The following is a 20755-nucleotide window of genomic DNA, read 5'->3' as shown; positions in this document are numbered from 1 at the left end:
CTCTACTGATGTCGCTTGGGTATGGCTTTCTTTTCACCGGGCTATTGTCAGTCCCTGGAAGATCGTAAACACGTTCTCAGCCTGCTTTCATCAGAATTGATGGCTGTCAGCGTTTTCTCTAAACGCCAGGACTGAATTGGCCCTTTAAAAAACAGGACCGGTTTGCCCGCGAGTCCGCCCTGACAGGGTATGGAGAACCGGTCGCTGACCAACGGGCAGGAAGCGTCCATGAAAAAAGCGCTCGGTGAGCGCTTTTTACGGGAGCCGGCAAGATATCCGGCCTATTCCCGGACATCGCCGTGCGTTCAAGCCTTGCGGCGGCGGGCCAGTGCGGCGCCAAGCAGGCCCAAACCCACCAGTGCGATCGAGGCCGGCTCGGGAACTTGGGTGGGATCGCAAGGGGGCGTACCCACGATGCAGCCGGCGAGTTCAACGGAACTGCCCTGGGTTCCAGCGTCTTGAAACTTGGCGGCATAAGGGCTGGTGAATGAAACCCCATTCGTGAGGAAGTTCCCGGCGGTTCCCAGTGTCAGCGCAAAGATATCCGTCTGCGCCTCGCCAACGCCCTGGTTGCCCCCGCCGGAACAGCTGCTGCCATCCCAAATGCAAAGGTCTACGGTTTGAAAAGACGGGAAGTTGGTGTTGCGTGTGGCATCCCAGCCTGCGTTGGCGGACGCGAAATTCAATGTGGGGCTCACGATGTCGATGCCAAACGACATCAGCCGGTTGGTCCCCGGACCGAAGGAGTTGTTCAACACCTCCACTTCAAAGATGGCTTGCGCTGCAGTCAAAGAGTTGAGTGTGAACTTCACCGTTGCGTAAAGCGCGGCGCCATCCTGGGTTGCCGAATACAGAATCGAACCCGTGTCGGCCACGTTGTCGAAGATCATGGCCGCAGCATGGCTGCTGCCCATTCCCATCAATCCGCCGCAAAGGGCAACGGTGTGAAGAAGTTTCTTGAGATGCATGGGGGACTTTCTTTGAATTTGCTTAGAGCCTGTTTACGATCTCCCAGGGGTCGCGCAGCGGCCTTTGCGGGATGGGATGTAAGGCGCGGTGCGCAGTGGATAGCCAAGCTATCCACAAGCGCCGCAACGCCGCAGACCGCCCGCAAAGACCACTGCCCGAAGGGTTGGAGCGAAATCGGGCGATTGGACGCCCCGGCTGCTTGCATGGGCACCAGCCCATGCGGCGCATCCGAAGCATCCACTCATCCCGATTGCGCTCCAACGCGATCCCCTGCGAGATCGTAAACAGACTCTTACAGGGATGCGCCACCAGAAAGCATGATGTATGCCAGTCAAAAAATAGATAACAAAATCAAACACTTCGTATCCCAATTTCACAGACCATTGGATGGGGTGTAAAAAAAGTCGACAAACAGGGGCTGGGTAGCCCCCGGGCCCATGGGCGGGCGCGCGGGGGTTGCTTTGCATTCCCAGGCCGCGCAGGCGATGGCCCTGCCCACGCTGCGCGGCCAGCCAACCACCTCAGTTAACATTCACCCTTCGAACCGCCCGGCACGCCAGCGCGCCCGGCGGCGACTGCGGACCGGCCCTGGCGCTTTGTCAGCGGTGCGGTGTTACAGGTGATTCGTGCGTCTCAATTCCATCAAACTCTCCGGCTTCAAGTCGTTTGCTGAACCCACCAATTTCATGCTGCCCGGTCAACTGGTCGGCGTGGTGGGGCCGAACGGCTGCGGCAAGTCCAACATCATGGATGCGGTGCGCTGGGTTCTGGGCGAAAGCAAGGCCAGCGAGCTGCGTGGCGAGTCCATGCAGGACGTGATCTTTTCCGGCACCACCACGCGCAAGCAGGCCAGCCGCGCCAGCGTCGAGCTGGTGTTCGACAACTCCGACCACCGTGCGGGCGGCCAATGGGGCCAGTACGGCGAGGTGGCCGTGCGCCGCGTGCTCACGCGCGACGGCACCAGCAGCTATTACCTCAACAACCAGCCCGTGCGCCGCCGCGACGTGCAGGACGTGTTCCTGGGCACGGGCCTGGGGCCGCGCGCCTACGCCATCATCGGCCAGGGCACCATCAGCCGCATCATCGAAAGCCGCCCCGAGGAACTGCGCCTGTTCCTCGAAGAGGCCGCCGGCGTCTCCAAATACAAGGAGCGCCGCCGCGAGACCGAGAACCGCCTGCACGACACGCGCGAGAACCTCACGCGGGTCGAAGACATCCTGCGCGAGCTCAACGCCAACCTCGAAAAGCTCGAAAAACAGGCCGAGGTGGCCGCCAGATACAACGCGCTGCAGGCCGACGCCACACTCAAGCAGCACCAGCTGTGGTTCCTCAAGCGCGCCGACGCTGAAGCCGACCAGGCCAAGGTGCGCCTGGACGGCCTGCAGGCCGTGAACGACCTCGAATCGCGCATGGCCGACCTGCGTGCCGTGGAGTCCGACCTCGAAACCATCCGCCAGGCGCATTACGCCGCTGGCGACCAGGTCAACCAGGCCCAGGGCAAGTTGTATGAGGCCACGGCCGAGGTGGGCAAGCTCGAAGCCGAGATCCGCTACGTGGTCGAAGGCCGCCAGCGCGTGGAGCAGCGCCTCGTCACCCTGGCCGAGCAGGTCGCCCAGTGGCAAACCCGCAAGGAAGAGGCCGACATCGAGCTCGAAAATCTCGCGGGTGCCGGCGTGGACGCCGAAGAGCGCGCCGAGATGCTGGCCGCCCAGGTCGAAGAGCAGGCCATGCAGCTGCCCGACCTCGAAGAAGCCCTGCGCCGGGCGCAAAGCCGCACGGCCGAGCAGCGCAGCAGCGTCGTGCAGGTGCAGCAGCAGATTGGCGTGCTGGCCGCCGAGCAGCGCAGCTTTGACGAGCAAAGCCGCCAGCTCGACGCCCGCTTTGAACGCCTGCGCACCGACCGCAATGCGCTGGCAGCGCCCGACGAAGCCCGCCTGGCCAACCTGCGCGAGCAATTGGAAGAGGCCCAGGAAATCGCCGAGACCACCGAGGCCCGCCTGCACGAGCTGCAGGAGTCCGTGCCCCAGCTCGACGACGACCGCCGTGCGCGCCAGCAGGCCGTGAACACCGAAAGCGCCCGCCAGACCGACCTGTCCGCGCGCATGGAGGCGCTCAAGGCGCTGCAGGAAAAGGTCAAGACCGACGGCAAGCTGCGTCCCTGGCTGGCCAAACACGGGCTCGATGGCCTGCAAGGCCTGTGGAGCCGCATCCACATCGAACCCGGCTGGGAAAACGCGCTGGAAGCCGCGCTGCGCGAGCGCCTGGGCGCGCTGGAAGTAGGGCGCCTGGACATGGTGCGCGGTTTCCTCGGGTCGGGCGGCACCGATGCCCCGCCCGCGCGGCTGGCCTTCTACAGCGCCCCCGCTGCCGGCCACCCCGAAACATCCTCACCCCACGCCCGCCTGTCGGACCTGCTGCGCCTTCACGATGCCGGCCTGCGTGCCGTGCTCACCGACTGGCTGCAGGGCTGCACCACCGCGCCCACGCTGGACGAGGCCCTGGCCCGCCGCAGCCAGCTGCAACCCGGCGAGATGGTGTTCGTGCCCACCGGCCATGCCGTCAGCGCCCACAGCGTGAGTTTTTACGCGCAGGACTCCGAGCAGTCCGGCATGCTGGCCCGCGCGCAGGAAATCGAGCACCTCGAAAAGGAGCTGCGCGCCCAGGCATTGATTGCCGAAGAATCGCGCACCGCCCTGGTCCGTGCCGAGGCGGCGTATGCCGACGCCTCGCAGCGCCTGGTGTCCGCACGCCGCGAAGCCACCGAAACCCAGAGCCGCGCGCACGAGCTGCAGGTCGAAACCCTGCGCCTCACGCAGCTGGCCGAACAGACCCGCGCGCGCAGCCAGCAGATCGACGGCGACCTGGCCGAGGTCGAGGCCCAGCTGGCCGACCTGCAGGAGCGCCGCGTGTCCGCCGAGGCGCGCTTTGAAGAACTCGACATGCAGCTGGCCGACAGCCAGGAGCGCGAGGCCCAACTGGGCGACAAGGTGATCGAAGCCGAGCGCAAGCTCACCGCCTGCCGCGAGCAGCAGCGCACGCTGGAGCGCCAGGCGCAGGAAGCCACGTTCTCGCAGCGCAGTGTGGAGGCGCGCCGGGGGGAGCTGTCCCGATCGATCGAAACCGCCACCCAGCAGGCCACGGCGCTGACCGACGAGCAGCAGCGTGCGCGCGATGAGCTGGCCCGCCTGTCCGACGCCGCCGCGCAGGGCGGCCTGCAGCAGGCGCTCGACATGAAGATGGAGCGCGAAAAGGCCCTTTCAGCCCAGCGCAGCGAATACGACGACCTCACGGCCAAGCTGCGCGCCAGCGACGAGCGCCGCATGCAGCTCGAACGTGCGCTCGATCCGCTGCGCGCGCGCATCACCGAATTCCAGCTCAAGGAACAGGCCGCGCGCCTGGGCCTGGAGCAATACACCACGCTGCTGGCCGATGCCCAGGCCGACCTGCAGGCCGTGGCCCAGTCGATCGCCGACGGCAATGTGCGCGTGGGCGGCCTGCAAGGAGAAATCGACCGCCTGCACCGCGAGATCGCCGCCCTGGGTGCGGTGAACCTGGCGGCACTCGACGAGCTGAAACTCGCCAGCGAACGCAAGGTGTTCCTGGATGCGCAGACGACAGACCTCACCGAGGCCATGAACACGCTGGAAGACGCGATCCGCAAGATCGACGGTGAAACGCGCCAGCTGCTGTCGGGCACCTTCGACACCGTCAACGCACACTTTGGCCGCATGTTCCCCGAACTGTTCGGGGGCGGGCAGGCCAAGCTCATCATCACGGGCGACGAAATCCTCGATTCGGGCGTGCAGGTAATGGCGCAGCCACCCGGCAAGAAGAACCAGACCATCCACCTGCTGTCGGGCGGCGAGAAGGCCCTGACGGCGATCGCGCTGGTGTTTGCCATCTTCCAGCTCAACCCCGCGCCGTTCTGCCTGCTCGATGAGGTGGACGCGCCGCTGGACGACGCCAACACCGAACGCTATGCCAAGCTGGTCTCCAGCATGAGCCGCGAGACCCAGTTCCTGTTCATCAGCCACAACAAGATCGCCATGGAAATGGCCGAACAGCTGATTGGCGTGACCATGCAGGAGCAGGGCGTCTCGCGCATCGTGGCCGTCGATATGGAAAGCGCCCTTTCCATGGCGAATGTATGAAGCACCCCCCCCCTGTGTCGCTTCGCGCCTTCCCCCTCCAGGGGACGACGCCCTCGCTGCGGGGCGGCCCTTGTTCGGCGTCCCTGGCATGGGCTGCGCCAGTTTCATGCGCAGCTGGGTGTGCGCAGCGCAACGGATAGCCGACAATATTTTCTATGAGCACATTGCAACTGAGTCTGGCCATCATCGGCGGTCTGGTGCTGGCCCTGATCGTGGCCTACAACACCTGGACCTCCCGGCGCAATGCGCCCAAGCGCGCCTTGCCGCAAGAGCCCGAGCGCACGGCCGAACCGGTGCTGCGCCAGGAGCCCGCCTTCGATGCCGATGCGGCCGCGCCGGTGGATGGCGGCGCGTTCCATGGCCTGGACCGCGGCCCCGATCCCGCCAGCCACACGGTGGATGCCAGCGATGCCATGGAGCTGCCGGTGCCGCCCCTGCTGCACGAGCGCCGCCTGGGGCTGGACCCGCTGATCGACATCATCGCCACGCTGCAGCCCGAGCAATCCGTGTCGGGCGATGCGGCGCTGGCCGCGCTGCCGCCCACGCGCCGTGCGGGCAGCAAGCCTTTTGCCATCGAAGGCCTCAACGAGGCCACGCAGCAGTGGGAAACCCCCGCGTCCGGCCAGCGCTACCAGAGCTTTCAGGCCGGCGTGCAACTGGCCAACCGCACGGGCGCGCTCAACGAGATCGAGTTTTCGGAATTCGTGGTCAAGGCGCAGGCCTTCGCCGATGCCATCAATGCCGCGCCCGACTTTCCCGACATGCTGCAGGAAGTGGCCCGCGCCCGCGAGCTGGACCAGTTCGCCAGCGACCACGACGCCCAGCTCATGTTCATGCTGCGCGCCCGCCAGGCCGCGTGGAGCCCCGGTTATGTGCAGCAGAACGCCGCCCGTCTGGGTTTTGTGGCTGGCGCCATGCCCGGCCGCCTGGTGCTGCCGGCCGGCACCCAGGGCCTGCCGCCCGTGCTCACACTGGGCTACGACACGCAGGCCGCTCTGGCCGAAGACCCCGAGCAATCCGCCATCCGTGACCTCACGCTGAGCCTGGATGTCGCCCAGGTGCATCGCAGCGAACAGCCCTTTGCCCGCCTGCGCGACGTGGCTGCCGCCCTGTGCCAGGCCATGGACGGTGTGCTGTGCGACCAGAATGGCCAGCCACTGCCCGCCATGGCCATGGACCCGATTGCCGCCGACCTGGAGCTGTTGTACGACCAGCTCGATGGGCGTGATCTGTCGGCCGGGTCGGTGCTGGCGCGGCGTCTCTTCAGTTGAGCGCTGGTGCGGTCATGACCGAGAATTTGGACCTGTTTTCGGCTCCAGCGCCCGTGGATCCAGCGCAGCCAGCCATCAGAATCAAGGCGCTGCGCGACCAGCTCAACCACTGGGCGCACCAGTACTACGTGCTGGACGCGCCCACCGTGCCCGACGCCGAATACGACCGCGTGTACCGCGAGCTGCAGGCGCTGGAAGCCGCGCACCCCGACCTGGTCACCCCCGATTCGCCCACGCAGCGCGTGATTGGCGCGGTGATGGAGGGCCTGGTGCCCGTGCGCCACGCGGTGCCCATGCTCAGCATCCACACCGAAACCGACACCGAGGCCACGGGCGCGCAGGCGTTCGACGCCCGCGTGCGCCGCGAACTGGGCCTGTCGGATGCCGACCCCGCCATCGAATACGTGGCGGAACCCAAGTTTGACGGTCTGGCCATGAGCCTGCGCTACGAACACGGCCGCCTGGTGCAGGCCGCCACGCGCGGCGATGGCGAGGTGGGCGAGGATGTCACGCACAACATCCGCACGATCCGGCAGATTCCCCTCACACTGCCCGGTGATGTGCCGCCTTTGCTGGAGGTGCGCGGCGAGGTCTACATGCGCCGGGCCGACTTCGACGCGCTCAACGAGCGCCAGCGCGAGCAGGGTGGCAAGACCTTCGTCAACCCGCGCAATGCGGCAGCGGGTGCGGTGCGCCAGCTCGATTCGGGCATCACGGCCCAGCGCCCGCTGAGCTTTTTTGCCTATGGCCTGGGCGCCATCACGCCGCTCGGCGAGGGCGGGCCGGTGTTTCGCACCCATTACGAGATGCTGCAGACCCTGAAATCATGGGGCTTTCCAGTCGCAGCGCAGGTACGGATTGCGGTGGGTGCTGCTGAATTGGTCACATTTCACCGGCAGGTGGGCGCCAGCCGCGATGCGCTGCCCTATGACATCGACGGCGTGGTCTACAAGGTGAATTCGCTGCAGCTGCAGCGCGACCTGGGCTTCAAGACGCGCGAGCCGCGCTGGGCCGTGGCGCACAAGTACCCGGCGCAGGAAATGGCCACCAAGGTCGAAGCCATCGACGTGCAGGTGGGCCGCACCGGCAAGATCACACCCGTTGCACGCCTGGCGCCGGTGTTCGTGGGCGGTGTGACCGTCACCAACGCCACGCTGCACAACCTGTTCGAGATCCGCAAGAAGGGCGTGCGTGTGGGCGACACCGTCATCGTGCGCCGCGCGGGCGATGTGATCCCCGAAGTGGTGGGCGTAATTGCCCCCACGCTCGGCACTGACGTGTCCTCGCTGCCCCCCAGGGGGGCTGACCCCGCCTTGGGGCGGCCCGGCGGCGGGGTCATGCCCGGCACCCGCGCCGGCTACGTGCCCAACTTCCGCATGCCCAAGGCCTGCCCCGTGTGCGGCAGCGACGTGGTGCGCGAAAAGGGCGAGGCCAACCACCGCTGCACGGGCGGCCTGTTCTGCGCTGCCCAGCGCAAGGAGGCCATCCTGCACTTTGCCGCGCGCCGCGCCATGGACATCGAAGGCCTGGGCGACAAGCTGGTGGACCAGCTCGTGGACGCCAACGTGATCCGCACGCTGCCCGACCTGTACCGGCTGGGCCTGACCTCGCTGGTCGCGCTGGAGCGCATGGCCGACAAATCGGCCCAGAACGTGCTGGCCGCGCTCGAACGATCCAAGCAGACCACCTTGCCGCGTTTTCTGTTCGGCCTGGGGCTGCGCCATGTGGGCGAAGCCACGGCCAAGGACCTGGCGCGGCATTTCGGCACGCTCGACGCGATCATGGATGCCAGCGTCGAGCAGCTGCTGCAGGTGAATGACGTGGGCCCCGTGGTGGCACAAAGCCTGCACACCTTCTTTCAGCAAGCGCACAACCGCGAGGTCGTCGAGCAGCTGCGCGCCTGCGGCGTGACCTGGCCCGAAGGTGCCCCCGCCGAGCGCGCACCGCAGATTCTTGCCGGCAAGACCGTGGTGCTGACGGGCACCTTGCCCACCCTGGGCCGCGATGCCGCCAAGGACCTGCTCGAAGCCGCCGGTGCCAAGGTAGCCGGCTCGGTCAGCAAGAAAACCAGCTACGTGGTGGCGGGCGAAGAGGCCGGCAGCAAGCTGGCCAAGGCCTTGGAGCTGGGCGTGCCCGTGCTCGACGAGGCCGGCATGCTGGCGCTGCTGCACGCGGGCGCAGCGGCCGAGGGTGCGGGCTGATGGCACTGGCGCGGCGCGCACCCCGCTTGGGCCTGGCGCTGGGCAGCGGCTCGGCACGCGGCTGGGCGCACATCGGCGTGCTGCAGGCACTGGCCGAAGAAGGCGTGCGGCCCGACATCGTGTGCGGCTCGTCCATCGGCGCGCTGGTGGGCGCGGCCTATGCCGGGGGGGAGCTCGATCGCTTTTCCGACTGGGTGCAGGGCCTGGGCATGCGCGATGTGTTCGGTTTCATGGACTTCAACCTCTCGGGCGGCATGCTCAAGGGCGAGAAGCTGATTGCCTTTTGGCGCCGCAATTTCGCGGACTTTGACATCGAGGCCGCGCCCATGTCCTTTGGCGCCGTGGCCACCGATCTGCATTCGGGCGCCGAGGTCTGGCTGCGCCATGGCTCGATTGCCAATGCGGTGCGTGCCTCCATCGCGCTGCCGGGTCTGTTCACGCCGGTGGTGCAGGACGACGGGCGGCTGCTGGTGGATGGCGGCCTGGTCAACCCCGTGCCCGCGTCGCTCGCGCGCGCCATGGGGGCGGACATCGTGATCGCGGTGGACCTGAACAGCGACATCCTGCACCGCAACATGCACCCCCTGGCCGTTGTACGTGAGCCGCAGGCCGATGCACCGGAGGCGGTTGGCGCCGGCCCTGCAGCGCCCGAGCCCGAACCTGCACGCAATGGCGACTGGATGCGCCGCCTGAAGTTCTGGAGTCCGGGGGCTGGTGACGCTGCGGCGGCGCCCGTGCCGCGCGTGCCTTCGATGCTGGACGTGGTGATGACCAGCGTCAACATCATGCAGATGCGCATCACCCGCAGCCGCATGGCGGGCGACCCACCCGAGGTGGTGGTGGCGCCCGCGCTGGGGCACCTGGGGCTGCTGGACTTTCACCGCGCCGCCGAAGCCATCGAGGAAGGCCGCCGCGCCGCTCGGGCTGCACTGCCGCAGCTGCGGCGTTTCATGGCATGAAGCTATTTCTTTCATAGCCGCTAGCGCTTTACCAGTAAGCGCCAGAGGCACTTTTTACTCCAATTTTCCATGCTCTCCCTGATGACCCTGCGCGCCGCGTTCGCGCGGCTGCTGCGCCGGCCCGAGCGGCTGCTGTCGCTGCACAGCCTGGCCTGGCTGCTGGCCGCCTTGCCGCTGGCCCTGCTGCTGTATGCGCTGGTGCTGGTGCCATTCACGCCGTCCATTGGTGACATCCGCAAGGCCAAGAGCGAGCTGCCGGCGCAGCTCCTGTCGGCCGATGGCAAGCTGCTGGCCGAATACCGCTGGGCCAACCGCGACTGGGTGGAGCTGAATCAGATTTCGCCCAACGTGGTGAAGGCCCTCATCGCCACCGAAGACCACCGCTTTTACGAGCACTTCGGGCTGGACTGGCGGCGCACGGCATCGTCGGTGGTGCTGACGCTGCGGGGTGATCCGCAGGGCGGCTCCACCATCACGCAGCAGCTGGCGCGCAATCTGTTCCCCGAGGAAATCGGCCGCTCGCGCACGCTCACGCGCAAGCTCAAGGAGGCGATCACCGCGCTCAAGATCGAGGCCTCGTACACCAAGGACGAGATCCTGGAGACCTACCTCAACACCGTGCCGTTCCTGTACAACGCCTACGGCATCGAGATGGCCGCGCGCACCTATTTCGACAAGTCGGCCGACCAGCTCAATGTGCTGGAGAGCGCCACGCTGATCGGCATGCTCAAGGGCACGGCCTACTACAACCCGGTGCTCAACCCCGAGCGTGCCAGGGACCGGCGCAACACCGTGTTGTCGCAGATGGTCAAACGCGGCAAGCTGGATGCCAAGCAACTGGAGCCGCTGCAAAAGCGCCCGCTGCGTGTCAATTTCGAGCGCCAGACCGAGGTCATGGGCCCGGCGCCGCACTTTGCCATGCACTTGCGCAAACAGCTTATTGCCTGGGCCGACAGCCAGGGCTACAGCCTGTATTCCGACGGCCTGGTGATTCGCACCACCATCGACTCGCGCCTGCAGGCCTATGCCAACCAGGCGGTGGCGCGCCAGGGGCGCCAGTTGCAGGGCGTGGCCGACGCCGCCTGGGCGCGGCGCGACGGCTGGGGCCCGCACAACGCGCTGGTGCAAACGCTGGTGCGCGAAAGCGCCGAATACCGCAGCGCCGTCGACAAGGGTGAAGCGCCCGAGGATGCGCTCAAGGAGCTGCTGGCCGACAGCGCCTTCATGGCCAAGCTGCGCACCGAAAAAACGCGCGTGCAGGCGGGCTTTCTGGCGCAGGACCCGGTCACCGGCCATGTGCTGGCCTGGGTGGGCAGCCGCGATTTTGCGCAAGACCCCTTCGACCATGTGCAGGCGGCGCGGCGCCAGCCCGGCTCCACCTTCAAGCCCTTTGTGTATGGCGCGGCGTTTGCCAACGGCGCTTCGCCCGACGACACGCTGATGGATGAGGCCGTGGAAATCCCCCTGGGTGGCGGCCGCGTGTGGCGCCCCACCGATGGCCGCCCGCCCAGCGATCAGCCCATGACGCTGGGCGACGGCCTGGCGTACTCCCGCAACACCATCACCGCGCAGGTCATGCAGCAGGTGGGGCCGGCCCGCGTGGCCGAGGTGGCACGCGCCCTGGGCGTGCGCCAGTCGCCGCTCGAAGAAGTGCCGTCGCTCGCGCTGGGCACCAGTCCGGTCACGCTCAAGGAGATGGTGACGGCCTACAGCTCCATCGCCAGCCTGGGGCGCTATGTGGAGCCGGTGCTCATCACCCGCATCGAAGACCGCCATGGCAAGCTGCTGGAGGCCTTTGCCCCGCCCACGCCCGAGGCGGTGTTTGACGCCCGCGCCGCGCAAACCCTGCGCAACACCCTGCGCGGCGCCGTGGACCGGGGCACGGCCACGGCCATCCGCACGCGCTACGGCATCCAGGCGGATGTGGCGGGCAAGACCGGCACCACGCAGGACAACACCGACGGCTGGTTCATCCTCATGCACAGCCGCGTGGTGGCGGGCGCCTGGGCTGGCTTCAACGACGGGCGCATCACGCTGCGCAGCGACTACTGGGGGCAGGGCGCCCGCAGCGCGCTGCCCATGGTGGGCGAATTCATGCAGCAGGCGCTGCGCGCCAACGTGGTCCACGGCCGGGACCGGTTCGTGGACGAGTTCGACACCGCACCGTCGCTGGACCGTTCGCTGGACAGCATGCGCGACTGGATCCGGGGCCTGTTCCGCAGCGATCCGCCCGCACCGCCTGCGCCATCTGCCCAGCCGTCCCCCGCGCCCGCGCCGCGCCGCCTGCCACCGGTGACCACCGATGACGCGCCATCGTTGCCACCCGTCCGCGGCGAGGAGCTGGGGGCGCCTGACCTGCCGGGGCTTGCGGGCGGTTGACCGCCTGCCTGTGTTCATGCATGGTGATGCCATGCAGATCCCGGCGAACCCTGCATCCAAAATACCTGGAACATTCCGGCCGCCCGTGCGTTGAAGCACCTGTTCACCATGGGAATCTGCAGCCACCTCGATGACGAAGCATGCGCCGCGCAAGCGCAGCGCGGCGACCGCGCGGCGTTTTCGGAGCTGGTGGCACGCTTTCAGGACCGCATTTACCGTTTTCTGGTGCGGCTGACGCGCTCGCCCGACGATGCGCTGGAGCTGACACAGGAAACGTTTTTGCACGCCTACCAGGCCCTGGCGCGCTGGACGCCCGACGCCCGGCTGAGCACCTGGCTGTTTCGCATCGCCCGCAACCTTGCGTTTGACTGGTTGCGGCGCGGCAAGCGCGTGGCCTTTGTGCCCTGGGACGAAGACGAAGCCGCCAGCCACCCCGACCCCGCGCCGGCACCCGATGCCGTGCTGGAGACGGCGCAGCGCTACCAGGGCCTGGAAAAAGCCCTGGCGCGGCTGCCTCCCGAACACCGCGAGATCCTGCTGCTGCGGGAGATCGAAGAAATGTCGTACGACGACATCGCCACCGTGTTGGACCTGAACACCGGCACCGTCAAGTCGCGCATTGCACGGGCGCGCGCCGGGTTGCTGGAAAAAATGCCGCGCTGAATGGAGACCATGCCATGACCTGCCCACGACACACCGACCTGTCCGCCTATGCGGACGACATGCTGTTCCCCGCCGAGCGCGCCCGCTTCAGCCTTCACCTGGCGGGCTGCTCCGCGTGCCAGCACCGGCTCGATGAAATCACCGTGCTGGGCCAGAGCCTGCGCGCCTTGCCGTCGCCCCGGCTGGGCCTGGACCTGGCGGCGCAACTGAACGACCGCTTGCACGCTCCGCCACCAGGGCGGCGGCCAGCGCGCCCCAGGCCCGCATGGCCCGCCTGGCTGGGCTGGATGCCCACCGGACTGGCGGGCGGGCTGGCACTGGCCTCGGGCATCTGGCTGGGCGGCCTGTTGCTGGGCGGCGGCGCGGCCACGGTGCCCAGCGCCGGCCTGGTGCGGGTATTCGACCCCGTGCCGCCGGGCGGCCTGTGCACCGCCGCAGAAATCTGCCGTCTCTCGAAAGGAATGCCATGAACCGCCGCAGCGCACCGGCATGGCTTCTGGCCGTGTCGCTGGCCCTGAATGCCGGCATTGTCGTGGCCGTGGCCCTGCACCAGTTGCAGCCCCCCACCCAGGCGGGCGCTGCCAGGCCAAGCGCCTTGAACCTGCCCGATTACCTGGAGTTGACCCCCGAGCAGCGCCAGCGCTGGCAGCAGCTCGAACCCGCCTTCCTGAGCGACCTGGCCGCCAACTGGGGCGATATCCACCGGCACCGCGAGGCGCTGGTGCGGCATATTTTTGCCGACCCGCCGCAGCGCGCCGCCATCGACGCCGAGCAGGCCCGCATTGCCGCCCTGCAGGACGCACAGCAGCAGCGTGTGATTGCGCAGCTGCTGGCCGAGCGCGCGCTGCTCGACGAGGGGCAGCGTGCCCGCCTGATGGCCCTGCTGTTCCGCCGCTATGCCCAGGAATCCTCGCAAGAGGAGCTGCTGCACCGCGATTGAGGGCAGCCCAGCGGTGCCAGAGCGGGGGCCGTTAAAAACGGTGCATCAAAAAAGCGGCAAAACAGCTGGAACATTGATGGTCGTCCGTCGTTTGAAGCAACAAGGCCCGGCAATTGCCGGCCCTTTTGTTCAACCTACCGGAGTCCTCCCATGAAATCCCCTCTGTACCTTGTGCTCGCCGCCGCCCTGACCCTGCCGGTTGCCACGCTGGCCGCCAGTCCGGCGGCCCATGACCACGGCGCCATAGCACCCCAGAAAATCGAACGCAATGCCGGCAGGAAATGGCACATCGATGCTCCGCTGCGCCAGGGCATGAGCGCCATGCACAAGGCCGTGAACCGCACGCTGCCCCTGGCCCATGCGGGCAAGGCCCAGGCAGCCGACTACGACACCTTTGGCGCGGAAATCTCCAAACAGGTGGCGTTCATCGTGGAGAACTGCAAGCTCGAACCCCAGGCCGATGCCCAGCTGCACATCGTGATCGGCGAGATTCTGGGCGGCGTGGATGCCGCGCAGGGCAAGGAAGGCGAGAAGGCGCGCGCGGCGGGGCTGGTGAAGGTGGCGCAGGCACTCAACACCTACGGCAGCCATTTCAACCATTCCGGCTGGAAAGCCATCGCGCTGCCGCATTGAGTGCGCGAGTGAACCCCGGGCCACACGGTGCGGGCGGCGGGCTATTCCAAGTCGATGCAGTGTAGCCCGAACTGCCCGGCCTTGCGGTCGGCGAAATAGTGTTCCAGCGTTTCCTTGACGGTGCGGAACGCCAGCTCGTCCCAGGGCACCTCGGCTTCGGTGAACAGGCGCGCCTCGATGGTCTCGTAGCCGGGATTGAATTGGTCGCTGAGCAGCCGGGCGCGGTAGAACAGGTGCACCTGGCCCACGCGGCGCACGTTCAGCAGGCTGAACAGCGGGCCCATCTCGATCTGGGCGCCGGCCTCTTCGTCGGTTTCGCGGGCTGCGCCCTGGGACGTGGTTTCATCGAGTTCCATGAACCCGGCCGGCAGCGTCCACTTGCCCCAGCGAGGCTCGATGTTGCGCTTGCACAGCAGCACCCGGCCGTCGGCAAACTCCGGCACGGTGCCCACCACATTCAGCGGGTTCTCGTAGTGCACCGTGTGGCAGGCCGGACAGACGGCGCGCTGGCGGGTGTCGCCATCGTCGGGCAGGCGGTAAACCACGGCCGTACCGCAGGCGCGGCAGTGTTGGATCGGGCTGCGAAAGGTCATGCGAAAAATAGGATTCAAACAGGCTGCAGACGCTTGTGCATAAAGCGCTTGCAACGATGAAAAGTAAAGCGGATGCGGGCAATGCCTGGGCGGCTACACCACGCTCAGGCGCAGCGGGGTGAGGCCGTCCACGCCGCCTTCGAGCACATCACCGCGCACCACGGCACCCACGCCTTCGGGCGTGCCGGTGTAGATCAGGTCGCCGGGCTGCAGCTCCCAGGCGGCAGACAGGTGCTCGATGGTTTCGGCAATGTTCCAGATGAGCTGGGCCACGTTGCTGCGCTGGCGCTCGGCGCCATTGACCTGCAGCCAGATGGCGGCATGGGACACGTCACCCGCCTGTGCGGCCGGCGTGATGGGGCCGATGGGGGCGCTGGCATCAAAGCCCTTGCCGATGCACCAGGGGCGGCCCTGTTTCTTCATGTCGTTTTGCAGGTCGCGGCGCGTCATATCGAGGCCCACGGCGTAGCCGTAGATGTGGGCCAGCGCATCGGCGGCCTGGATGTTTTTGCCGCCCTTGCCAATGGCCACCACCAGTTCGATCTCGTGGTGCAGGTTGGCCGTGCGGCTGGGGTAGGGCAGCAGACCGGTTTCGCCGGCGTTGACCACCACGATGGCATCGGCGGGTTTCATGAAGAAGAAGGGCGGCTCGCGGCCGGTGAAGCCCATTTCCTTGGCGTGCTCTTCGTAGTTGCGGCCCACGCAGTAAATGCGGTGCACGGGAAAACGGTCGCCAGAGCCCACAACGGGCACGCTGGCCACAGGCGCGGGAGAGAAAACATAGCTCATGGGGTCTTTCTGCTGCAGGATGGTCAATGCGGCGGGGCGCAGGCGCGGGGCCCTGGCGCGGTGGCGCCGCCTTGCACCAGTGTGCCACGGGGCCGGTGTGTCTGCCGAGCGGCGCTACACTCGCGCCCGTGGTGTCCCTGCCGACGCAGACCGGCGACGCCCACCTCCCCGCCACCCCCCTTCGTGCTCCAACCACGCTCTGCAGCCCATGAAACTGTTCAACTATTTCCGCTCGTCGGCGTCGTTTCGCGTGCGCATCGCGCTGCAGTACAAGGGGCTTGGCTACGAATACATCCCCGTGCACCTGGTGCGCGGCGAGCACCACGACCCGGCCTACACCGGCCGGGTGGGCGATGCCCTCGTGCCCACCTTGCTGACCGACGATGGCGTGGCGCTGTCCCAGTCCATGGCCATCATCGAATACCTTGATGAAATCCACCCTGCGCCGCCCCTGCTGCCCGCCGAGCCGCTGGCCCGGGCCCAGGTGCGGGCCCTGGCGCAGATGGTGGCGTGCGAAATGCACCCCTTGAACAACCTGCGGGTGCTCAAATACCTGGTGCATGAGCTGAAGGTTTCGGAGGACGCCAAGAACGCCTGGTACCAGCATTGGGCGCGCAGCGGGCTGGAGGCATTCGAGCGCCAGCTGGAGCTGCTGGCGCAGCAGCGCGTGGCGCAGGGGCTGGCGCCTTCGGTGTATTGCTGGGGCGATGCCCCCACGCTGGCCGACTGCTGCCTGGTGCCGCACGTCTTCAATTGCCAGCGCTTCAATGTCCACCTGCAAGGGCTGCCGCTGACCATGGCGGCCTTTGCTGCCTGCATGGCGCTGCCCGCATTCCTGCAGGCACAGCCCTCGGCCTGCCCGGACCATCAGCCGTGAGCAGGCCATGAACCTCTCCCCAGGGATGGCGCACGCCGACTGGCTGCAGCCGCAGTGGCCCGCGCCTGCCGGCGTGCACGTCCTGTGCACCACGCGGGCCGGTGGCGTCAGCAGCGGCCCCTATGCCAGCCTGAACCTGGGCAGCCATGTGGGCGATGCGCCAGCGGCAGTGCAGGCCAATCGCCAGCGGTTGCAGGCAGTGGTGCAGGGCGCTACCCCGGGCGCCCGGCCCGTTTTTCTGAACCAGGTGCATGGCACGGCAGTGACCGAGATCGACCACGCCATGCCCGACGGCACCGAGGCCGATGCCTGTGTGGCCACGGAGCCGGGCGCCGTCTGCACCATCATGGTGGCCGATTGCCTGCCCGTGCTGCTGGCCCATGCATCTGGTGCCATGGTGGGGGCGGCCCATGCGGGCTGGCGCGGGCTGGCGGGAATGCAGGGGGTGGGCGTTCTGGAATCTGTGTTTGAAAAATTCACGGTCCTGGCGCTTGCTGGTAAAGCGCAACCAGCCATCAAAAACGAAGCCATTGATGCACTGGCTGCGGACACGATGGCGTGGCTGGGGCCCTGTATCGGCCCCACAGCCTTCGAGGTGGGTGCAGAGGTGCGCGAGGCATTCTGCCAACACCACCCGGCGGCCCAGGCGTGCTTTGTGGCGCAGGGCCAGGGCAAGTTCCTGGCCGATCTGGCGGCGCTGGCGCGGCTGCGGCTGCGCGCCCTGGGCGTCACGCAGATCTACGGCAACGACAGCAGCGCGGCGTGGTGCACCGTGGGCAATGCCTCACGGTTCTTTTCGTACCGGCGCGACCAGAGGGCTCTTGGTGGCAGCGGCCGCATGGCCGCCTGCATCTGGCGCGGCTGATGCTGCCGGCGCAGCCTCCGCATCCGGCAGATTGCCGGCTTGCTCAGCATCATAGGCGGCCTGCTGCGCCTGCTCGCGCGCCTTGATGGCCCGCTTGCGCGCGGGTGTGCCCAGGATATAGGCCACGATGCCGGCCGGCAGCAGCCCATACAGCACAAACGTCACGACAGCGCCCATCAGGCTGCCCGTGCTGCTGGTGGCTTCGGCCACGGCCATCATGAGGGTGACATACAGCCAGGTGATGACGACGAGGTACATGAGAACAAGAGAGAAAAATGCGGGTGAACATTGCCTTGCGGCAACAGGTGGGCAACAATGGCACGCAAGCCCCGTGCAAGCGACCAACCATTGAGGATGCAGCATGAATTCTGAAGCACTCTGGGCCCAAAGCGCCCAGCAATTCCAGCAGATTTTCGGGGACAGCTGGACGAAGGCGATGCAGTCCTTTCAATCCGCAGACCTGGTGGGCCGCACGCCAGGTGCCGCACCCCTGAAGTTTTCGCCGGCCAAATTGCAGGCACTGCAGCAGCAGTATCTTCACGATGCCCAGGAATTGTGGGCCCAGGGCCTGCAAACCACCCCCGAACTGAAAGACCGGCGTTTCGCGGGCGAGGGCTGGGCCAGCAACCCGGTGGCCGCGTTCTCCGCGGCGGCCTACTTGCTCAACGCGCGCACGCTGATGGGCCTGGCCGAGGCCGTCGAGGCCGACGCCAAGACCCGCGCCCGCATCCGCTTTGGCGTGGAGCAGTGGATGGCCGCCATGGCGCCCAGCAATTTTCTGGCCTTCAACGCCGAAGCACAGAAAAAGGCCATCGAAACCAAGGGCGAAAGCATTGCCAAAGGCATGCAGAACCTGCTGCACGACATCACCCAGGGCCATGTGTCGATGACCGACGAAAGCCTGTTCGAGGTGGGCCGCAACGTGGCCACCACCGAGGGCGCCGTGGTGTTCGAGAACGAGCTGTTCCAGCTGCTCGAATACAAGCCGCTCACCGCCAAGGTGTACGAGCGGCCGTTTTTGCTGGTGCCGCCGTGCATCAACAAGTTCTACATCCTGGATCTGCAGCCCGAGAATTCGCTGATCCGCTATGCCGTCGAGCAGGGCCACCGCACCTTTGTGGTGAGCTGGCGCAACCCTGACGACTCCCTGGGCCACAAGACCTGGGATGACTATGTCGAAGACGGCGTGATGGCCGCCATTGACGTGGTGCAGAACATCACGGGTGCGGAACAGATCAACGCCCTGGGTTTTTGCGTGGGTGGCACCATCCTGAGCAATGCGCTGGCCGTGCTGGCCGCGCGCGGCGATGAACCGGTGGCCAGCGCCACCTTTTTGACCACGCTCATCGACTTCACCGACACCGGCATCCTGGACGTGTTCATCGACGAAAACTTCGTGAAGTTCCGCGAGATGCAACTGGGCAAGGGCGGCCTCATGAAAGGTCAGGACCTGGCCTCGACCTTCAGCTTCCTGCGGCCCAACGATCTGGTGTGGAACTACGTGGTGGGCAACTACCTCAAGGGCGAAACACCGCCACCGTTCGACCTGCTGTACTGGAACAGCGACAGCACCAACCTGCCCGGGCCGTTCTACGCCTGGTACCTGCGCAATTTCTACCTCGAAAACAACCTGGTCCAGCCTGGCAAGCTCACCGTGTGCGGCGAGAAGATGGACCTGGCCAATCTCACGCTGCCGGTCTATCTCTACGGCTCGCGCGAAGACCACATCGTTCCCATCAATGCGGCCTATGCCTCCACCCAGGTTCTGCCCGGAAAAAAGCGCTTCGTCATGGGCGCCTCGGGCCATATCGCCGGTGTGATCAACCCGCCCGCCAAGGGCAAGCGCAGCCACTGGATCCGCGCCGACGGCAAGCTGCCCGCCACGCTCGACCAATGGCTCGAAGGCGCCACGGAGCACCCGGGCAGCTGGTGGACCGACTGGTCCGGCTGGCTCAAGGGCCATGCCGGCAAACAGGTTGCAGCACCCAAGGCTTACGGCAAAGGCGCCCGGTTCAAGGCCATCGAGCCGGCACCTGGCCGCTACGTGAAGCAAAAGGCCTGACCGAACCGCTCCCAAGGGCTGCGAGAATCTGAAAACTCCCCGGGGCGCGCGCTTTCGCCCCCTACCGATTTATTTCGAAAGGACTTTCCATGGAAGACATCGTCATTGTTTCTGCGGCCCGCACCGCAGTGGGCAAATTTGGTGGCGCTCTGGCCAAGACGCCCGCCACCGAACTGGGCTCCATCGTGATCCGCGAGGCCATCGCGCGGGCGGGGCTGGCGTCCGACCAGATCGGCGAAGTCATCATGGGCCAGGTGCTGACAGCGGGCGTGGGCCAGAACCCCGCGCGCCAGGCGCTGATGAAGGCCGGCGTGGCCAAGGAAACGCCGGCCCTCACCATCAATGCAGTCTGTGGCTCCGGCCTCAAGGCGGTGATGCTGGCGGCCCAGGCTGTGGCCTGGGGTGACAGCGAAATCGTGGTGGCCGGCGGCCAGGAAAACATGAGCCTTTCGCCCCATGTGCTCAACGGTTCGCGCGACGGCCAGCGCATGGGCGACTGGAAAATGATCGACTCCATGATCGTCGATGGCCTGTGGGACGTGTACAACCAGTACCACATGGGCATCACGGCGGAAAACGTGGCCAAGGCCTACGGCATCACCCGCGACATGCAGGACGCACTGGCCCTGGGCAGCCAGCAAAAGGCCGCTGCCGCGCAGGACGCAGGCAAGTTTGCCGATGAAATCGTGGGCGTGAGCCTGGCCCAGAAGAAGGGCGACCCCATCCTCTTCAATGCCGATGAATACCTGAACCGCAAGACCAATGCCGAAGTGCTGGCCGGCCTGCGCCCGGCCTTCGACAAGGCGGGCAGCGTGACGGCGGGCAATGCCTCGGGCATCAACGATGGCGCCGCTGCCGTGGTGGTGATGAGCGCCAAGAAGGCCGCCGCCCTGGGCCTCAAGCCCCTGGCCCGCATTGCCGCCTTTGGCACCAGCGGTCTCGACCCGGCCACCATGGGCATGGGCCCGGTGCCAGCCTCGCGCAAGGCGCTGCAGCGCGCGGGCTGGAACGCTGCCGACGTGGACCTGTTCGAACTGAACGAAGCCTTTGCAGCACAAGCCTGCGCCGTCAACAAGGAACTGGCCATCGATCCCGCGAAGGTCAATGTGAACGGTGGCGCCATTGCCATCGGCCACCCCATTGGCGCGTCCGGCTGCCGCATCCTGGTCACGTTGCTGCACGAGATGCAGCGCCGCGATGCCCGGAAGGGCCTGGCGGCACTGTGTATTGGTGGAGGAATGGGTGTGTCGCTGGCGCTGGAGCGCTGAAGGCACCAGTACGCTGCCTGCAAAGGCACCCCTTCAAAAGCCGCGTTGCCACGCGGCTTTTTTGTTGCCGGTGGTGCTTGATGCCGCAGGCAGGGCGCGCAGGCCTCTTCCCGTGGAGGCAGCCGCTGCTTATGG

Annotated in this window: 17 protein-coding genes; 13 read left to right on the top strand and 4 right to left on the bottom strand. The window is 66.7% G+C overall.

Annotated features, from left to right (window positions below):
* Positions 1-305 precede the first annotated feature (305 nt).
* The gene (locus AC1Q5S_RS16695) at positions 306-968 is read right to left on the bottom strand and encodes a cistern family PEP-CTERM protein (RefSeq protein ID WP_492239108.1); all 663 of its coding nucleotides are present in this window, start codon (positions 966-968) and stop codon (positions 306-308) included.
* A 627-nt stretch (positions 969-1595) separates the two neighbouring features.
* On the opposite strand from AC1Q5S_RS16695, the gene smc reads away from it, so the two are divergent.
* The 9 genes from smc to AC1Q5S_RS16650 all read left to right on the top strand — a co-directional run bounded on the left by smc (position 1596) and on the right by AC1Q5S_RS16650 (position 14166).
* Positions 1596-5120, top strand: coding sequence for a chromosome segregation protein SMC (gene smc / locus AC1Q5S_RS16690; RefSeq protein WP_492239107.1), 3525 nt, complete (start codon positions 1596-1598; stop codon positions 5118-5120).
* A 155-nt stretch (positions 5121-5275) separates the two neighbouring features.
* The gene (locus AC1Q5S_RS16685; protein WP_303834990.1) at positions 5276-6391 is read left to right on the top strand and encodes a cell division protein FtsZ; all 1116 of its coding nucleotides are present in this window, start codon (positions 5276-5278) and stop codon (positions 6389-6391) included.
* Positions 6392-6405: 14 nt separating this feature from the next.
* Positions 6406-8592: an NAD-dependent DNA ligase LigA gene (gene ligA / locus AC1Q5S_RS16680; protein ID WP_492239106.1), complete on the top strand. Its 2187-nt coding sequence runs from the start codon at positions 6406-6408 to the stop codon at positions 8590-8592.
* Positions 8592-9551 carry a patatin-like phospholipase family protein gene (locus tag AC1Q5S_RS16675; protein ID WP_303834986.1) on the top strand — a complete coding sequence of 320 codons (960 nt, stop codon included), beginning with the start codon at positions 8592-8594 and terminating at the stop codon, positions 9549-9551. The genes ligA and AC1Q5S_RS16675 overlap by 1 nt, the downstream gene beginning before the upstream one ends.
* A gap of 69 nt (positions 9552-9620) precedes the next feature.
* Entirely contained in the window at positions 9621-11930 is a 2310-nt protein-coding gene (locus AC1Q5S_RS16670; protein WP_303834984.1) for a penicillin-binding protein 1A, read from the top strand.
* A 108-nt stretch (positions 11931-12038) separates the two neighbouring features.
* Positions 12039-12593: a sigma-70 family RNA polymerase sigma factor gene (locus tag AC1Q5S_RS16665; RefSeq protein WP_303834982.1), complete on the top strand. Its 555-nt coding sequence runs from the start codon at positions 12039-12041 to the stop codon at positions 12591-12593.
* A gap of 14 nt (positions 12594-12607) precedes the next feature.
* Entirely contained in the window at positions 12608-13063 is a 456-nt protein-coding gene (locus tag AC1Q5S_RS16660; RefSeq protein WP_303834980.1) for an anti-sigma factor family protein, read from the top strand.
* Entirely contained in the window at positions 13060-13533 is a 474-nt protein-coding gene (locus tag AC1Q5S_RS16655; protein ID WP_303834978.1) for a Spy/CpxP family protein refolding chaperone, read from the top strand. Before AC1Q5S_RS16660 ends, AC1Q5S_RS16655 begins: the two co-directional genes overlap by 4 nt.
* Before the next feature lie 150 nt (positions 13534-13683).
* Positions 13684-14166, top strand: coding sequence for a hypothetical protein (locus AC1Q5S_RS16650; RefSeq protein WP_303834976.1), 483 nt, complete (start codon positions 13684-13686; stop codon positions 14164-14166).
* Between the two features lie 41 nt (positions 14167-14207).
* Here the strand turns inward: AC1Q5S_RS16650 and AC1Q5S_RS16645 are convergent, their stop codons facing one another.
* Both AC1Q5S_RS16645 and AC1Q5S_RS16640 read right to left on the bottom strand, forming a co-directional pair.
* Positions 14208-14759, bottom strand: a complete 552-nt coding sequence (locus AC1Q5S_RS16645; protein WP_492239105.1) for an NUDIX hydrolase — start codon at positions 14757-14759, stop codon at positions 14208-14210.
* A gap of 93 nt (positions 14760-14852) precedes the next feature.
* On the bottom strand, positions 14853-15548 hold the full coding sequence (locus tag AC1Q5S_RS16640) for a fumarylacetoacetate hydrolase family protein (RefSeq protein ID WP_303833738.1): 696 nt from the start codon (positions 15546-15548) through the stop codon (positions 14853-14855).
* 208 nt (positions 15549-15756) lie between these two features.
* On the opposite strand from AC1Q5S_RS16640, the gene maiA reads away from it, so the two are divergent.
* Both maiA and pgeF read left to right on the top strand, forming a co-directional pair.
* A complete protein-coding gene (maiA, locus tag AC1Q5S_RS16635) occupies positions 15757-16425 on the top strand; it encodes a maleylacetoacetate isomerase (RefSeq protein ID WP_303833737.1) in 669 nt (222 codons plus the stop codon).
* A gap of 7 nt (positions 16426-16432) precedes the next feature.
* Entirely contained in the window at positions 16433-17290 is an 858-nt protein-coding gene (gene pgeF / locus AC1Q5S_RS16630; protein ID WP_303833736.1) for a peptidoglycan editing factor PgeF, read from the top strand.
* On the opposite strand, the gene AC1Q5S_RS16625 is transcribed toward pgeF, so the two are convergent.
* Positions 17210-17548 (bottom strand): hypothetical protein, encoded by a 339-nt coding sequence (locus AC1Q5S_RS16625; protein ID WP_303833735.1) that lies wholly within the window; start codon positions 17546-17548, stop codon positions 17210-17212. The genes pgeF and AC1Q5S_RS16625 overlap by 81 nt on opposite strands.
* 103 nt (positions 17549-17651) lie before the next feature.
* Here AC1Q5S_RS16625 and AC1Q5S_RS16620 point away from each other — a divergent pair, with 103 nt between their 5' ends.
* Complete coding sequence (locus tag AC1Q5S_RS16620) at positions 17652-19352, top strand: PHA/PHB synthase family protein (protein ID WP_303833734.1); 1701 nt, start codon at positions 17652-17654, stop codon at positions 19350-19352.
* Between the two features lie 89 nt (positions 19353-19441).
* Entirely contained in the window at positions 19442-20620 is a 1179-nt protein-coding gene (locus AC1Q5S_RS16615) for an acetyl-CoA C-acetyltransferase (protein WP_303833733.1), read from the top strand.
* The last annotated feature ends 135 nt before the right edge of the window (positions 20621-20755 follow it).

It is taken from the genome of Acidovorax sp. GW835-FHT14B10, from assembly GCF_058793725.1.
Note: the sequence above shows the minus strand (reverse complement) of the source record. Positions and strands in the feature narration are given on the sequence as shown.

Bases quoted from the DNA above. Each gene is read 5' to 3' on its own strand.
- AC1Q5S_RS16695 (WP_492239108.1), bottom strand. From the start codon at position 968: ATGCATCTCAAGAAACTTCTTCACACCGTTGCCCTTTGCGGCGGATTG.
- pgeF (WP_303833736.1), top strand. From the start codon at position 16,433: ATGAACCTCTCCCCAGGGATGGCGCACGCCGACTGGCTGCAGCCGCAG.
- AC1Q5S_RS16650 (WP_303834976.1), top strand. From the start codon at position 13,684: ATGAAATCCCCTCTGTACCTTGTGCTCGCCGCCGCCCTGACCCTGCCG.
- AC1Q5S_RS16675 (WP_303834986.1), top strand. From the start codon at position 8,592: ATGGCACTGGCGCGGCGCGCACCCCGCTTGGGCCTGGCGCTGGGCAGC.
- maiA (WP_303833737.1), top strand. From the start codon at position 15,757: ATGAAACTGTTCAACTATTTCCGCTCGTCGGCGTCGTTTCGCGTGCGC.
- AC1Q5S_RS16655 (WP_303834978.1), top strand. From the start codon at position 13,060: ATGAACCGCCGCAGCGCACCGGCATGGCTTCTGGCCGTGTCGCTGGCC.
- AC1Q5S_RS16660 (WP_303834980.1), top strand. From the start codon at position 12,608: ATGACCTGCCCACGACACACCGACCTGTCCGCCTATGCGGACGACATG.
- ligA (WP_492239106.1), top strand. From the start codon at position 6,406: ATGACCGAGAATTTGGACCTGTTTTCGGCTCCAGCGCCCGTGGATCCA.
- AC1Q5S_RS16620 (WP_303833734.1), top strand. From the start codon at position 17,652: ATGAATTCTGAAGCACTCTGGGCCCAAAGCGCCCAGCAATTCCAGCAG.
- AC1Q5S_RS16615 (WP_303833733.1), top strand. From the start codon at position 19,442: ATGGAAGACATCGTCATTGTTTCTGCGGCCCGCACCGCAGTGGGCAAA.
- AC1Q5S_RS16670 (WP_303834984.1), top strand. From the start codon at position 9,621: ATGCTCTCCCTGATGACCCTGCGCGCCGCGTTCGCGCGGCTGCTGCGC.
- AC1Q5S_RS16685 (WP_303834990.1), top strand. From the start codon at position 5,276: ATGAGCACATTGCAACTGAGTCTGGCCATCATCGGCGGTCTGGTGCTG.
- AC1Q5S_RS16640 (WP_303833738.1), bottom strand. From the start codon at position 15,548: ATGAGCTATGTTTTCTCTCCCGCGCCTGTGGCCAGCGTGCCCGTTGTG.
- AC1Q5S_RS16645 (WP_492239105.1), bottom strand. From the start codon at position 14,759: ATGACCTTTCGCAGCCCGATCCAACACTGCCGCGCCTGCGGTACGGCC.
- AC1Q5S_RS16625 (WP_303833735.1), bottom strand. From the start codon at position 17,548: ATGTACCTCGTCGTCATCACCTGGCTGTATGTCACCCTCATGATGGCC.
- AC1Q5S_RS16665 (WP_303834982.1), top strand. From the start codon at position 12,039: ATGGGAATCTGCAGCCACCTCGATGACGAAGCATGCGCCGCGCAAGCG.